10 protein-coding genes and 1 pseudogene are annotated in these 14589 nt (G+C 64.0%); 7 read left to right on the forward strand and 4 right to left on the reverse strand.

Going from position 1 to position 14589, the window contains the following annotated elements; all coding sequences use genetic code 11:
* Positions 1-165: 165 nt before the first annotated feature.
* The gene (locus LPA36_RS03670; protein WP_228874775.1) at positions 166-2064 is read right to left on the reverse strand and encodes a glycoside hydrolase family 15 protein; all 1899 of its coding nucleotides are present in this window, start codon (positions 2062-2064) and stop codon (positions 166-168) included.
* Positions 2065-2359: 295 nt separating this feature from the next.
* Here LPA36_RS03670 and LPA36_RS03675 point away from each other — a divergent pair, with 295 nt between their 5' ends.
* Positions 2360-2605 (forward strand): hypothetical protein, encoded by a 246-nt coding sequence (locus LPA36_RS03675; protein ID WP_228874776.1) that lies wholly within the window; start codon positions 2360-2362, stop codon positions 2603-2605.
* 148 nt (positions 2606-2753) lie between these two features.
* Here LPA36_RS03675 and LPA36_RS03680 read toward each other — a convergent pair whose 3' ends face one another.
* Entirely contained in the window at positions 2754-2906 is a 153-nt protein-coding gene (locus LPA36_RS03680; RefSeq protein ID WP_228874777.1) for a DUF3096 domain-containing protein, read from the reverse strand.
* A 273-nt stretch (positions 2907-3179) separates the two neighbouring features.
* Here LPA36_RS03680 and LPA36_RS03685 point away from each other — a divergent pair, with 273 nt between their 5' ends.
* Positions 3180-4412, forward strand: coding sequence for a lactonase family protein (locus LPA36_RS03685; protein ID WP_228874778.1), 1233 nt, complete (start codon positions 3180-3182; stop codon positions 4410-4412).
* A gap of 94 nt (positions 4413-4506) precedes the next feature.
* On the opposite strand, the gene LPA36_RS03690 is transcribed toward LPA36_RS03685, so the two are convergent.
* Together LPA36_RS03690 and LPA36_RS03695 are read right to left on the reverse strand one after the other, a co-directional pair.
* On the reverse strand, positions 4507-8205 hold the full coding sequence (locus tag LPA36_RS03690; RefSeq protein WP_228874779.1) for a DNA translocase FtsK: 3699 nt from the start codon (positions 8203-8205) through the stop codon (positions 4507-4509).
* A gap of 204 nt (positions 8206-8409) precedes the next feature.
* The gene (locus LPA36_RS03695; RefSeq protein ID WP_228874780.1) at positions 8410-9018 is read right to left on the reverse strand and encodes an META domain-containing protein; all 609 of its coding nucleotides are present in this window, start codon (positions 9016-9018) and stop codon (positions 8410-8412) included.
* A gap of 113 nt (positions 9019-9131) precedes the next feature.
* On the opposite strand from LPA36_RS03695, the gene purT reads away from it, so the two are divergent.
* The 5 genes and pseudogenes from purT (at position 9132) to LPA36_RS03715 (ending at position 14363) form a co-directional block, all read left to right on the forward strand.
* Entirely contained in the window at positions 9132-10346 is a 1215-nt protein-coding gene (purT, locus tag LPA36_RS03700) for a formate-dependent phosphoribosylglycinamide formyltransferase (RefSeq protein WP_228874781.1), read from the forward strand.
* Between the two features lie 36 nt (positions 10347-10382).
* A pseudogene (locus LPA36_RS29495) lies at positions 10383-10484 on the forward strand (DUF6726 family protein); the annotation flags it as partial.
* 52 nt (positions 10485-10536) lie between these two features.
* Positions 10537-10914: an MliC family protein gene (locus tag LPA36_RS03705; protein WP_228874782.1), complete on the forward strand. Its 378-nt coding sequence runs from the start codon at positions 10537-10539 to the stop codon at positions 10912-10914.
* A 284-nt stretch (positions 10915-11198) separates the two neighbouring features.
* Positions 11199-12851 (forward strand): acetolactate synthase large subunit, encoded by a 1653-nt coding sequence (locus tag LPA36_RS03710; protein ID WP_228874783.1) that lies wholly within the window; start codon positions 11199-11201, stop codon positions 12849-12851.
* Positions 12852-12926: 75 nt separating this feature from the next.
* Positions 12927-14363 carry an aldehyde dehydrogenase family protein gene (locus tag LPA36_RS03715; RefSeq protein WP_228874784.1) on the forward strand — a complete coding sequence of 479 codons (1437 nt, stop codon included), beginning with the start codon at positions 12927-12929 and terminating at the stop codon, positions 14361-14363.
* Positions 14364-14589 lie beyond the last annotated feature (226 nt).

A 14589-nucleotide genomic window follows, 5' to 3' on the forward strand; every position in this document is an offset into this window, starting at 1 on the left:
GGGCTGCGCAATAACGCGTAATGCGTTGCGGCGGGCCGTTATGGGTATGTGGACCGTGTAAGGACCACTGGTTATCGGCCGATATTTGAAATTCATGATATCGGACAATCATCGATTGTGCAATGCAGCAATCGTGCCCTGCCGCACGGATCGAAGGCAAATGAATCACGGTTTGGGTCCTGCGCCTGGAAGCGCTTCCAGCGTTGCGGCCCGTGCACCGGCCGTTTCCCCGCTCTGGGCGGGGCTGTCGTGCGCGGGCTGGCCTGTTGCTTTCGCCATTTCCTGTTCGTGTTTCATCAGATTCAGGCCCGTATGAACCAGGGCCACATGGGAGAAGCCCTGGGGAAAATTACCAACGAGTCGCTTCGCGGCCGGGTCATATTCCTCGGAAAGCAGCCCGACATCGTTCGCGAGCGAGAGCAGCCGTTCGTACATCTCCGTCGCTTCCTTCACGCGGCCCTGCAACGCCAGGTTGTCCACCATCCAGAAGCTGCAGGCGAGAAACGTGCCTTCGCCGGGCGGCAGGCCGTCGTCGAACTCGGTCGTGCGATAGCGCATCACAAAGCCGTCATGCAGCAGAAACTTTTCAACGCCCGCGACCGTGCCCGCGATGCGCGGGTCCGACGGCGGCAGGAAGCCGAGCAGCGGCAGCAGCAGGACGCTGGCGTCGAGTTCGTCGCCGCCATACACCTGCGTGAACGCGTTTAACGTTGCGTTATAGCCCTTTTCGCAGACATCTGTGTGAATCTGCGCGCGCACCGCATGCCAGTGATCGAGCGGCGCCGGCAGATTGAAGGATTCGGCCGATTTGATCGCGCGATCGAACGCGACCCATGCCATCACCTTCGAGAACGTGAAATGCTGGCGGCCGCCGCGGGTTTCCCAGATGCCTTCGTCGGGCTGATTCCAGATCTTTTCGAGGTGCACGAGCATCGAGCACTGGATGTTCCATGCGGTTTCGTCCGCCTGCAGACCGCCGACACGCGCCAGATGCAGCGCGTTCATCACTTCGCCGTAGACATCGAGTTGCAGCTGGTCTACCGCGTTGTTGCCGACGCGCACCGGTTTGGCGCCCTGATAGCCCGACAGCCAGTCGAGTTCGAACTCCGGCAGCCGGCGCTCGCCGGCGATGCCATACATGATCTGCAATTGCTGCGGCGAGCCCGCCATCACGCGGCCCAGCCACTGGCGCCAGAGACGCGCCTCGTCGTAGTAACCGCCGCGCATCATCGCGAGCAGCGTGATGGTCGCGTCGCGCAGCCAGCAGTAGCGGTAATCCCAGTTGCGCGTGCCGCCGAGATGCTCGGGCAGCGAAGTGGTCGGCGCGGCGACAATGCCGCCCGTCGGTTCGTAGGCAAGCGCCTTCAGCGTAATCAGCGAGCGGCGGATCGGCACGGCCCAGCGGCCGGCGACCGTGCCGCGCGCAGACCATTCGAGCCAGTAGTTTTCGGTGCGGGCAAGGGCGGTGTGCGGATCGCGGGCGGGCGGCGTACGTAAATGCGACGACGTGTAAGTCAACGTGAACGGCACGCGTTCGCCGGCCGTCACCGTGAATTCGGCAACGGTTCGCAGATTCTCGCCGCGCAGGTCGACTGGCGTGCGCAGCACGGCGGTGTCAGGGCCGACGACGGCCTTGATGCCGCTGTCGCTGGCGAGACGGCTGACCCATGGCACCGAGTAGCCATAGTCGAAGCGCAGCACCAGTTCCATCTTCATGCGCACCGTCCCGCGTTTGCCGACGACAATCCGCACGAGTTCCGATGTGCCGTTGCCCGGCGGCATGAAATCGATGACGGTGACGGCGCCTTCGGGCGTTTCGAAATCAGTTTCGAGAATCAGCGTTTCGCCGCGATAACGACGCGACGAAACAGGTGGGGGCGCGCCTTCGTCGACGACGGGAGCGATCAGCCAACGGCCGTTGTCCTCGGTGCCGAGCAGCGCGGCGAAGCAGGCGCCGGAATCGAAGCGCGGCCAGCAGAGCCAGTCGACGGAACCGTTGCGGGCGATCAGCGCGGCCGTGTGGCCGTCACCGACGAGTGCGTAGTCTTCAATGAGTGAGGGCATGGAGAGAAAAGTGAGGAGCGCGTCGGATGCAGATGGAGAGGATCAGCCGGACTCAGTCACGGCGTTGTGCGTGGACCCGCGCGAAAGCGACGGGTTCAGCGTGAAATATCGACAACGATGACTGGCGTTCTGACATATGGCTGCTTACAATCCCGTCGTCTGTCCAGTAATTGGGATATTGCGTGCGGGCACTGTCTGACATGCCCGCTGTCATATTCGTGTGTTGCACTTTTCCTGCCGTTTCGTATCGCTCCAAAACCCTTTCACGCAACGCTGTTTTTCGAGGATTGAAGCCATGCTGAACCCGTCGAAATCGGATTGCATCACCATTCTTGCCGCCGCCAGCAGCCTCGCCGACGACGCGATGCTCCCGCTCGACCCCGACCGGCTCGGTCTTTCCCGCAACGGGATGGAAACGGCAGCGGCGTTCCTTGTCGAACGCGCATGCTTCAAGCGTTATCAGGAAAGCGACGGTCATTATGCCGTCGGTAGCCTGTCGCTGCAGGGCAAGCTGCGCCTCGACCAGCTGTCGAACGGCTGAGCGCCTGGCAACCCGGTAGCCTCAGCCCGACGGCACGCAACGGGCGGCGGTCAGCGCCGCCCGCGTCCACGACGACTTCGCAGAATGCATTGGCTGCCCGCGTGACGAACGTGTGCGTGCCTGCGCATGTCTGCCACTGTCGTGTGGATCAGAAATGCGTACTCCCCATGCCGAAGAGCCCGATGATCCCGATGATGATCAGATACAGCGCGACGATGTAGTTGAGCAGTCGCGGCATGACGAGAATCAGGATGCCGGCGATGAGGGAGACGAGCGGACCAAGACTGAGTGTGACGTTCATGAAAACTCCACGGGTTGAAACTGTTTTTATTGAAAGTACAACCTGCCCGACCTACGCATGACGCATGACGCGAAGACACCTCGCGGCGCGTCTGGAGACGCGAAACCCGCCTGCAGCGGGACCCGCACGGCGACTGAAATCTGGCTGTCAGCCTTTGCGGCTGTGCGTTGCGGCGCAACGCTCCTATACTTGCCGAAGCACAGAACAATCACACAGAACGCGTGGCAGACCAGTGACACCCGTCAAACCGGAACGATGTCAAAGGAGCCCGTCATGCATTTCCGTCACCGCGCTGCAGCATACGCCGTGCCACCGTCTGCCCGCTCGATAATAAAAGGTTTCGTACTCATGGTCTCTATCGTTGCAACCCAGGCGTTCGGCCAGGGCGCCGCCGCCGTTCCCGCCGATGGCGTGTACGACCTGCTGGTCGGCACCTACACCGCCGGCAAGAGTGAAGGCATTTACGTGTACCACTTCGATACGAATACCGGCGACATGACGCCGGTTTCCTCGGCGAAGACGGTGAACCCGTCGTATCTCGTGGTGAGCGGCGACCGGCGTCACGTGTACGCGGTCAACGAGCTGCCTGGCGACAACGGACCGGCGAACCAGCGCGGCGGCATCAGCGCGTTCGGCTTCGATCCGCAAAGCGGGCAGCTGACGTTTCTGAATCAGGTCTCATCGGAAGGCAACGATCCGTGTTACCTGAGCATCTCGCCGGACGGCAAGTATCTGACGACCGCCAACTATTCGGTCGCAGCCGATCCGGGCGGCAGCTTCTCGGTATTTCCGCTTCAGCCGGATGGCCAGGTTGGCGCGGCCGTGCTGACCGTTCATCATGATGGCGGTGGCCCGGTGAAGGGGCGGCAGGACAATGCGCACGTGCATTCCACGGTCTTCTCGCCGGATGGCCGTTATCTCTTCGCGCAGGATCTTGGCACGGACAAGGTCTATTCGTATCGCTATACGCCCGATGGCAGCCGCGGTTTGTTCGGGCCCACGGAAACGCGCTACACGGCGCTCAAGCCGGGCTCCGGGCCACGTCATCTGGTGTTTGGCCCGGATGGCAAGTACGCGTATTTGACGAGCGAGATGGCCGCGACTGTCGACACGTTGCGCTACCACGATGGCACGCTCACGCTGCTGCAGTCCGTTCCGCTCACGAAGCCTAGTTTCAAGGGTGCGGTGGGCGCAGCGGCGATCCATCTGTCGTCGGATGGGCGCTTTGTCTACGTGAGCAATCGGGGCGATGCGAACGAGATCGTGATCTTCGCGGTTGATGCCGCCAGCGGGCATCTGAAGCTCGTCGGGCATCAGTCGACGCTCGGCGCATCGCCGCGCGAGTTCGTGATCGATCCGACCGGCAAGTGGCTGATTGTGGGCAACCAGAACAGCGATACCGTGTATGTGTTCCGCCGTGATGCGGATACGGGATTGCTCGGCGCAAACCCGAAGCGCTTCGATATCCCCGCGCCGGTGGATTTCAAGCTGGTCGCGCCGAACTAGCGCAAAAAAAGAGCGGGGCGCATCTTCATGCGCCCCGCGATGTCGTGATGTCGTCACGTGTTTATCCGGCCGCTACCGGGCCGCTACCTGACCACTACTCGGCGGGACCCGGCGCCAGCACTTCGCGACTGCCGTTGATGCCCATCGCTGAAACGAGGCCGGCGGTTTCCATCTGCTCGACGAGGCGCGCCGCACGGTTGTAGCCGATGCGCAATTGCCGCTGCACCGACGAGATCGACGCGCGCCGCGTGCGCACGACGAACGCCACGGCTTCGTCGTACAGCGGATCGGCTTCGGCGTCCGGCGTTTCGCCGAACAGATCCTGCGTCGCGCCTTCCGTTGCCGGGCCATCGAGAATGCCTTCTTCGTACTGCGGCTCGCCGAACTGCTTCAGGTGTTCGACGATGCGGTGGACTTCCTCATCTTCGACGTACGCGCCATGCACGCGCTGCGGATAGCCGGTGCCGGGCGGCAGGAACAGCATGTCGCCCTGACCGAGCAGCGACTCCGCGCCCATCTGGTCGAGAATCGTGCGCGAATCGATCTTCGACGACACCTGGAACGCGACGCGCGTCGGAATGTTCGCCTTGATGAGACCCGTGATGACATCCACCGAAGGGCGCTGCGTCGCGAGAATCAGGTGAATGCCGGCGGCGCGTGCCTTCTGCGCGAGGCGTGCGATCAGCTCTTCGATTTTCTTGCCGGCGACCATCATCAGGTCGGCGAGCTCGTCGATGACGACCACGATCAGCGGCAGTGGTGCGAGCGGCTCCGGCGCTTCTGGCGTCAGCGAGAACGGGTTGCCGAGTTTCCTGCCGTTTGCTTCGGCGTCGCGGATCTTCTGGTTGAAGCCCGCCAGATTGCGCACGCCGACGGCCGACATCAGCCGGTAGCGCTTCTCCATTTCGCCGACGCACCAGTTGAGCGCGTTTGCGGCGAGCTTCATGTCGGTGACGACGGGTGCGAGCAGATGTGGAATGCCTTCATAGACCGACAGTTCGAGCATCTTCGGGTCGATCATGATGAGGCGCACTTCTTCGGGCGTCGCCTTGTAGAGCAGCGAGCAGATCATTGCGTTGATCGCCACCGACTTGCCCGAGCCGGTTGTGCCCGCGACCAGCATGTGCGGCGCCTTCGCGAGATCGGCGACGACCGGATGCCCGGTAATGTCCTTGCCCATCGCGAGCGTCAGGTTCGAGCGCGAGTTCTGGTAGACGCCCGCTTCGAGAATTTCCGACAGGCGGATCATCTGGCGCTTCGCGTTCGGCAGCTCGAGCCCCATGCAGGTCTTGCCGGGAATCGTCTCGACGACACGAATCGATGTAAGACCGAGACCGCGCGACAAATCCTTCATCAGCCCGACGATCTGGCTGCCGCGCACGCCGAGCGCGGGCTCGACTTCGAAGCGCGTGATCACCGGGCCGGCCGACGCGCCGACCACCGTCACCGGCACCTTGAATTCCTGCAGACGCTGCTCGATCAGCTGGCCGGTTTCGGCGAGCTTTGCTTCCGAAATCGGTTCGACGTCGGACGGGGTGCGTTCGAGCAGATCGAGCGAAGGCAGTTCGACCATCGATGCCGCCGGCGCATGGAACTCGAAGCCGGTCGGCGCATGCCCGCGCGGCGGCGCCGGCGTGATCACGGACGCCGCGGGCGGGGCTTCGGTGGCGTTGAGCGTTGCTTCGTCGGTATCTTCTTCGGCTTCTTCTGCTTGGGCTTGCGCTGCTGGTTCGGCGTGCTCCGCTGATAAATCTGGCGTCGCAGCGTTGAGCGGCGCGACAGGAAAGCGAACGACGTTCGACGGAGCAGGGGAGGGTTCGGGCTGCGCTGGCGAGTCCGCTTCAGCTGCGCTCACGACGTGCAGCGAACGTGCGGCGGCGCGTGGTGCTGCGTCGCTACTGTGCGGTGGCGTCGGCGTGTGATGACGCGATGTCATCGACGAGCCGGTTCGCATTTCGGCGATGTCGTGGACGTCCTCGTCTGCGGTGTCCCACGGCGCGACGACCTGAGTGGCCGGTGTAATGGACGCGATGGGCGCGACGGTCGCCGCGACGGGCCGAGCCGACCCGGCGTCGTTTTGCGGCGCGGAGTGATGGTCTGCGGATGTATCGGGCGTTGTCGCCGATGCGGGCGCGATGCCCGCGGGGGCCGCAATCGCGGTTGCAGAATCGATTGACGTTTCGAGTACCGGCGCTGCGAATTGCGGCTCGGCGTCGTCCGTCGCGACATGATCCGTCGAAGCCGTCATTGCAGCCGACGCTGATCCGTTTTCGACGCGCTCCGCAACTGGCTGGACTTCTTCAGTGGCCGCGTCAGCGATCAGGGTCGGTGTGGATGCTGGTTGAGCGTGAACGTCAGCGGACAGTGCCGGCTCGTTAGCCCTGTCGACCAGCGGCAGGTCCGGCGGCGTAAGGCCGGTCGCATGATCCAGTGTCTTTGATTCAGAGGCTGCGTTCGCACCCGTGTCCCCGGTTTCCGCCGCATTGATGCGTGCGAGACCGGCGCCCGCGAGCGTTGTCCAGCGGGCTGCGTTTTCCTCGATGCTGCGCAACGTTTCCTGCACGCTGGCGGGCGGCCTGACGCGTGGCGCGCTGATCGACGGACGCGAATAGGCCGGCGCGCTGGCAGTGCCCGGTGCAGGTTGCTGCCCGACGCGAGACGGTGTCAGCGCCGCTCCTGAAACGGGGCGGGCCATGCCCGGTGTCGAAGCACTGCCGGACGTCGCATCTGCGCGAGGCGCTGTATCGGAACGAACCGTCGATGCTGCACCCGGCACGGAACCCTGCGCGGCACCGGACGCGAAACTGGACGATGAGCCGGAAGCGTTGCGCACAGCGCCAGACGCCTTCGACACATCCGGACCCGGAACTGTCGCCGCAGCCGCCACAGCGCCTTGCATATTCACTGCCGCCGAACCCGCGCCCGCAGCAAGTCGACCCGCGCGCAACGCATCACCGCCTGCACGGGCAACTGTCGAACCCGAACCCGCCGCAGAAGCATGCGAAGCCGATGTCGCGGTCGTATCGCGAAGCCAGCCCGTCGGCGCGGTGGGTTCCGACGGCGTCCACGATGCAGCACGCGCGCCTGGTCGTGGCGGCGTCATCGAGGCTGTTGCGCGGGTCGTGACGTCAGTGGTCCGCGACGCATCCACGTGCGCGCCTGGAAGCCGGCCAGCACCCGCTTGCGATCCTGCCGCGCGTGCATCACCCGTCGATGCCGCCACGCCTGCGCCAGCCGCGCCCGCTGTCGTACCGCGTCCGACTGCCGGCGGCCGCCAGCCCACCGGGCGCGCGTAGCGACCATCGGACTTCGGCGACATCGTGCGCGTCGGCGTTGCGTGTGCGGACGGCACGTCGCCACTGCCAGCGCCCTGGCGGCGCGAACGCGGGCGTGAGCGCGTGTCTTCATCGCGTTTCGAGAAGGTACGCGAGAGGCCAAGGCCGAACGCGCCGTCGGCCCACAGAGCCGCCTGCGACCAGCGAAAGCCGACGAGCCACGGCACGCACACGAGCAGCAGGGCCGCCATCACGAGCGGCAGCGCGACCGGTCCGAGCAGATGCGCGAACCCGGACGCAAGCGCGTGCCCGAAACCGTCGATGCCCTGAATATGAACGAGCGATGCCTCCAGCGTGCAGCTCGTCACCATCACGCAAATGAAGCCGAGCCACAGACGGATCGTGCCCGGACCGCGCAGCCCGACGCCACCCGGCAGAACGGATTTCACGAGACGCCACAAGAGGGGAATAAACCAGACGGCCGACGCGCCGAACCAGCTGAAGACTACCGTGTGCATGCTAGACATCAACGAAAGACGGACGCGTGAAAACGCAATCCGTCAAGTTTAACCGGTGAAGCGGGACGCTTCGAAGGCGGGCGCCGGAGCGTGGGCACAAAAATCGCGATAGATACTGCGGCAAAATCCGCGGCAAGCCGCGCTGCCAGCGCGACCCCACACCCGCAGCGCCGCGCACCGGAAAGGCATCCGTCGCGCGGACGCTCATGGTCCGCGTCGCGCGAACGTGAGCGTGTCGCCGTTTTCGGGAATCAGCTGCAACTCCTGTGGCGCGCGCATCTGCACGCCCGAACGGTCGATATGGGCGAGCGCGTCGAGATAGGCGCCTTCAATCTGGCCGCCTGGCGTCGTGCACGCCATCCGCGTGCCGGCGAGGGGTCCGAACGACAGCTTGCCGTCCTTCAACATATACGTGCCCATATAGCGGTTGCACCCGGAAAAGCCGCTCGCGCGACGCTGGCCGCTGGCGGTCGAAAGCGTCAGCGTGACGGGTTCGCCGTTGTCGCCGTGCGGCACGTTGCGCATCGTGCCGTCCGCCTGCTTCCAGCCGGTCAGCTCCCACGTCGTGTCGTCGAGCAACTGGGTGGCGGCCGGATTGAACGGATCGGGCGCTTCGGCGGAGGCGTCGGTGTGCACGGGAAGCGAACAGGCGGTCACGAGGCTGGCGAGGCAGAGCGCGGCCACGGGCGCGCGCCACGGCAACCCGGACGCGGCGCGGGCGAGGGCGCCGGAACCATGGAAGAAGGCGCGAGCGCGGGCAAGCAGCGGGGCGACGGAAAGCGCGTGATGTCGCGCGAAAGACCGGAAGGTCATGACGTCGTTCCTCTTCAAAACTGGCGAAGGCGTAAGGGTAACGCACTCGGCAGGCCGCGCGCGAGCGCATGTTAACATCGCCTGTTATCTTTTCATTTCTCTCTGGAGACCCCATGCAGATCGGTCAACGGATCGGCACGCCGCTGTCGACATCCGCAACGCGCGTCATGCTGCTCGGCGCAGGCGAACTGGGCAAGGAAGTGATCATCGCGCTGCAGCGCCTCGGCGTCGAAGTGATCGCCGTCGACCGTTATGCCGATGCGCCCGGCCATCAGGTCGCGCACCGCGCGCACGTGATCGACATGACGGACGGCGCCGCGCTGCGCGCGCTTGTCGAGCAGGAAAAGCCGCATCTGATCGTGCCGGAAATCGAGGCCATCGCCACCGATGCGCTCGCCTCGATCGAAGCCGACGGCCTCACCGTCGTGATCCCGACCGCACGCGCTACGCAACTCACGATGAACCGCGAAGGCATCCGCCGTCTCGCGGCGGAAGAACTCGGGCTCGCCACGTCGCCCTATGCGTTCGCCGATTCGCTCGACGAACTGAAGGCGGGCATCGCGAAGGTCGGCTATCCATGCGTCGTGAAGCCGGTGATGTCTTCGTCGGGCAAGGGGCAGTCGGTGCTCAGGAGCGATGCCGACGTCGAGCCTGCCTGGCAATATGCACAGGCGGGCGGGCGCGTGAAGGGCGGGCGCGTGATCGTCGAGGGCTTTATCAACTTCGACTACGAGATCACGCAACTGACCGTGCGCGCGGCCGATCCGGCGACGGGCGAAACCACCACGTATTTTTGCGATCCGATCGGCCACGTGCAGGTGGCGGGCGACTACGTCGAATCGTGGCAGCCGCAGCCGATGAGTCCCGTCGCGCTGCAGCGTTCGCGCGAAATCGCCCACGAAGTGACGACGGCGCTGGGTGGCCGTGGACTCTTCGGCGTGGAACTTTTTGTCGCTGGCGACGACGTATGGTTTTCGGAAGTGAGCCCGCGTCCGCACGACACGGGTCTCGTCACGCTGTGTACGCAACGGTTTTCCGAGTTCGAACTGCACGCGCGCGCAATTCTTGGCTTGCCGGTGGATACGTCGCTGCGGGAGCCGGGTGCGTCGGCGGTCATTTACGGCGGCCTCGAGGAAGCGGGCATCGCGTTCGAAGGCGTTGCCGAAGCGCTGGCCGTGCCGAACGCGGATCTGCGTCTCTTCGGCAAGCCGGAGAGCTTCACGAAGCGCCGCATGGGCGTGGCGCTTGCAACCGGCGCCACCACCGACGAGGCGCGTGCGCGCGCGAAACAGGCTGCCGCTGCCGTGCGGCCCGTTTCCGCGCAATAGTTGTACACGCGGCGCGGACGTGCGGATCGAACGTTCGCGCCGTGCCGGATCGCATCGGCGGGCCTGAAGATCGTGCCGGTGGTGGGTCACGTTGCCGCCGCGCCCACCGACGCATGCGCGGACGTGATCGATCCATGACGCATGGCCGTCATGCGTGAATCGCACTCTGCCATCTGACCTGAGGCATTCGATGAAGACAGGATTCGTGGTTGCATCGTGGGTACTCGGCGCGATCGTCGTGGGCAGTCCGGCTTTGGCGGCAGCGGCCGATTCGTTTCATTTCGCGGACATCCAGACGAAGAACCGCCATACGAGCAAATACACTTGCGCGACCGGCCGGATCCTGCACGTCACGTACTGGAACGCGGCCAACGGCCAGAGCTTCGCGCTCGTGCCCGTCAAGGGACAGCAGATGCTGTTCGTCAACACGCTGTCGGCGTCGGGCGTGAAGTATCAGGCGGCCAGCTATACATGGTGGACGAAGGGGCCGCACGCCGATCTCTACGACGCCATGCAGGGCGAGAATGCGCCGCCCATCCTGTCCGACTGCGTGACGATCATCCGCTAGTCCTCGCCGCTTCACATCGTTTCACATCGCTTCTCGCTGCCCCGGCTGAGCGTTCATTCGTATCGCTTTTTCATTGGGTTCGTTCCGGTCTTATCGCGTCCTGCGACGGGGCGCTGTCCGCTCGCGCACATCTTTCGCCCTCAGGGAGTAAGCTGACTGACTCGCACCTGAACGTGCTGCGCCCGTTCGTAGCGAGTGCGTCATCGACTTCGACCTAGCCCGTCCGTCCCGGATCACATCGCGCAGGCCGCGTGCCCGTGCCCGTTCGTCAAGCGAGACTCTCAATGAAAGCTTCGGATCTGTTCGTCAAGTCGCTGGAAGCTGAAGGTGTCGAGTACGTGTTCGGCATCCCCGGCGAAGAAAACCTCGATCTCCTCGAATCGCTGCGCCGCTCGAAAATCCGTCTGATCCTTACGCGTCATGAGCAGGCCGCCGGCTTCATGGCCGCGACCTATGGCCGTCTGACTGGCCGCACGGGCGTCTGTCTCGCGACCCTCGGCCCGGGTGCGACCAACTTCGTCACGGCCGCGGCCTATGCGCAACTGGGCGGCATGCCGATGCTGATGGTCACCGGGCAAAAGCCGATCAAGGCGAGCAAGCAGGGCCATTTCCAGATCGTCGACGTCGTGCGGATGATGGAACCGCTCACGAAGTACACGCGGCAAATCGTATCGATCGCGAATATTCCGGCGTCGGTGCGCGAGGCGTTCCGCCAGGCCGAGGAAGAGCGGCCCGGCGCCACGCATCTGGAGCTGCCCGAAGACGTCGCGCACGAAGAGGGCGACGGCAAGCCGATTCCAAAGAGTTTCAGCCGGCGGCCCATCGCGGAAGAAAAGGCGGTCGCGCATGCCGTCGAGGCGATCACGAAGGCAAAGCATCCGTTACTGATGATCGGCGCCGGCGGCAATCGCAAGACTACGACGCGCATGCTGCGCGAGTTCGTCGACCAGATCGGCATTCCGTTTTTCACGACGCAGATGGGCAAGGGCGTGATCGACGAATCGCATCCGATGTGGCTTGGCAACGCGACGCTCTCCGACGGCGACTTCGTGCACCGCGCGATCGAACACGCGGACTGCATCATCAACGTCGGCCATGACGTGATCGAGAAGCCGCCGTTTTTCATGCGCAGCGGCGAAGCCGGCGAAAAGACCGTGATTCACGTGAATTTCCTCGGCGCCGAGGTCGACACCGTCTATTTCCCGCAGATCGAAGTGGTGGGCGATATCGCGAACGCGGTATGGCAACTGAAGGAAAGCCTGAAGTCGCGCCAGGAGCACTGGGACTTCACGCGCTTCAAGGAGATCAAGGAACATTTCGAGGCGCATCTCGTGAAAGGCCTGCACGACGACCGCTTTCCGATGTATCCCGTGCGCATCGTCAACGACGTGTACGAGACGACGCCCGTTGACGGCATCGTGTGTCTCGACAACGGTATGTACAAGATCTGGTTCGCACGCTACTACCGCGCGCATGAACCGAATTCCATCCTGCTCGATAACGCGCTCGCTTCGATGGGCGCGGGATTACCGTCCGCCATCGCGACGAAAATCGTGCATCCGGACCGCAAGGTGATGGCTGTGTGCGGCGACGGCGGCTTCATGATGAACTCGCAGGAACTTGAAACCGCGGTGCGGCTCAAGCTCGATCTCGTGGTCCTGATCCTGCGCGACGACGCGTTCGGCATGATCCGCTGGAAGCAGGAAAACATGAATTTCCCCGATTACGGCATGACGCTGCGCAACCCCGATTTCGTCGCCTACGCGAAGAGTTACGGGGCGCAGGGGCACCGGATCGAGGCCGCGTCCGAATTCGCGCCGCTCCTGCGCGAATGTTTCGCTACGCCGGGTGTACACGTGATCGATCTGCCGATCGACTACTCCGATAACGAACGCGTGCTGAATCGCGAGATCAAGCGGTTGAGCGCGCAGATCTGACGTGCGCGTACGAGGCGCACAGAGGAACACTGAAGCACACCGGGGCTCACTGAATCGTTGAAGGGAGAACGCGACATGCTGAAGAAGTCCTACCCGTACTATCTCGCGAACGAACCGGTCGCGGCGAACACCGATCTCGAAGTCACCGACAAGTTCAGCGGCGAAGTGGCGACGCGCGTCGCGCTCGCCGACGCGAAAGCCATCGATAAAGCGATCGGCGCGGCCGTTGACGTGATGCCGGACATGCGCGAGTTCCCGCCGTTCAAACGTCAGGCCGTGCTCGAACATTGTGTGGCGCGCTTTCGCGAGCGCTACGACGAACTGGCGATGGCGCTGTGCATCGAAGCGGGCAAGCCGATCAACGATTCGCGCGGTGAAGTGACGCGTCTGATCGACACGTTCAAGGTCGCCGCGGAAGAGTCGGTGCGCATCGATGGCGAAATCATCAACCTGATGATTTCACCGCGCGCAAAGGGATACCACGGCTACACGAAGCGCGTGCCGATCGGGCCATGCTCGTTCATCTCGCCGTTCAATTTTCCGCTCAATCTGGCGGCGCACAAGGTCGCGCCCGGGCTTGCCGCGGGCGTGCCGTTCGTGCTGAAGCCGGCAAGCCGTACGCCGGTCGGCGCGCTTATCATCGGCGAAATTCTCGCGGAAACCGATCTGCCGAAGGGCGCGTTCTCGATCCTGCCCGCGCATCGCGACGGCGCCGATCTCTTCACGACCGACGAGCGTTTCAAGCTGCTGTCGTTCACCGGTTCGCCGGCGGTTGGCTGGGATCTGAAGCAGAAAGCCGGCAAGAAAAAGGTGATCCTGGAGCTGGGCGGCAACGCGGCCGCGGTCGTCGACGGCGACCAGCGCGACAAGCTCGATTACGTCGTCGAGCGTCTCGCGTTTGGCGCGTTCTACCAGTCGGGGCAGAGCTGCATCGGCGTGCAGCGCATCCTGATCCATACGGATATCTACGACGCGCTGCGCGACAAACTGATCGCGAAGACGAAGACGCTGAAAATGGGCGATCCGAAGGACGAAAAGACGTTCGTCGGCCCGATGATCTCGGAATCGGAGTCGAACCGGCTGGCCGGCTGGATGGAAAAGGCGGTGCTGGCGGGTGCGAAGATCGTCGCGGGCGGCAAGGTGGAGGGCACGATGTTCGAAGCCACCCTGCTCGAAAACGTGCATCGCGATCAGGATCTGTACCGCAAGGAGGCGTTCGGGCCGGTGGCGATTCTGGAGCGCTTCGAGAACTTCGACGACGCGCTTGCGACCGTCAACGACAGCGATTTCGGCCTGCAGGCGGGCGTCTTCACCGATTCGCTCGCGCATGCGCATCGCGCGTGGGACCTGCTCGACGTGGGCGGCGTCGTGATCAACGATGTGCCGTCGTTTCGCGTTGACAACATGCCGTATGGCGGCGTGAAGGATTCGGGCCTCGGGCGTGAGGGCATCCGCTACGCAATCGAGGACATGACCGAAATCCGTCTGATGGTGATGCGCGAGACGTGGTGAACGGGCGTTTCCTGACGCGATGGGCCGGTTGTGCCGGTGGTTTTGCGACCGCGGGCGGGCGTCACGCAACTGTCGTGTGAACGCGGTACGCTCGACGCGCCGGGATCTGTCCCCGGCGCCCGGCGCGGCCGACGCGACGGCTGTGGGACGGGGCAGAGCAGAAAGCCGGCGGCTGCGCCATGAGTGTTTTTGCTGAAGTGCTACAATACCGCCCTTTCCGGCGGAT

It is taken from the genome of Paraburkholderia saeva (assembly GCF_907164555.1).
Classification (GTDB): Bacteria; Pseudomonadota; Gammaproteobacteria; order Burkholderiales; family Burkholderiaceae; genus Paraburkholderia; species Paraburkholderia saeva.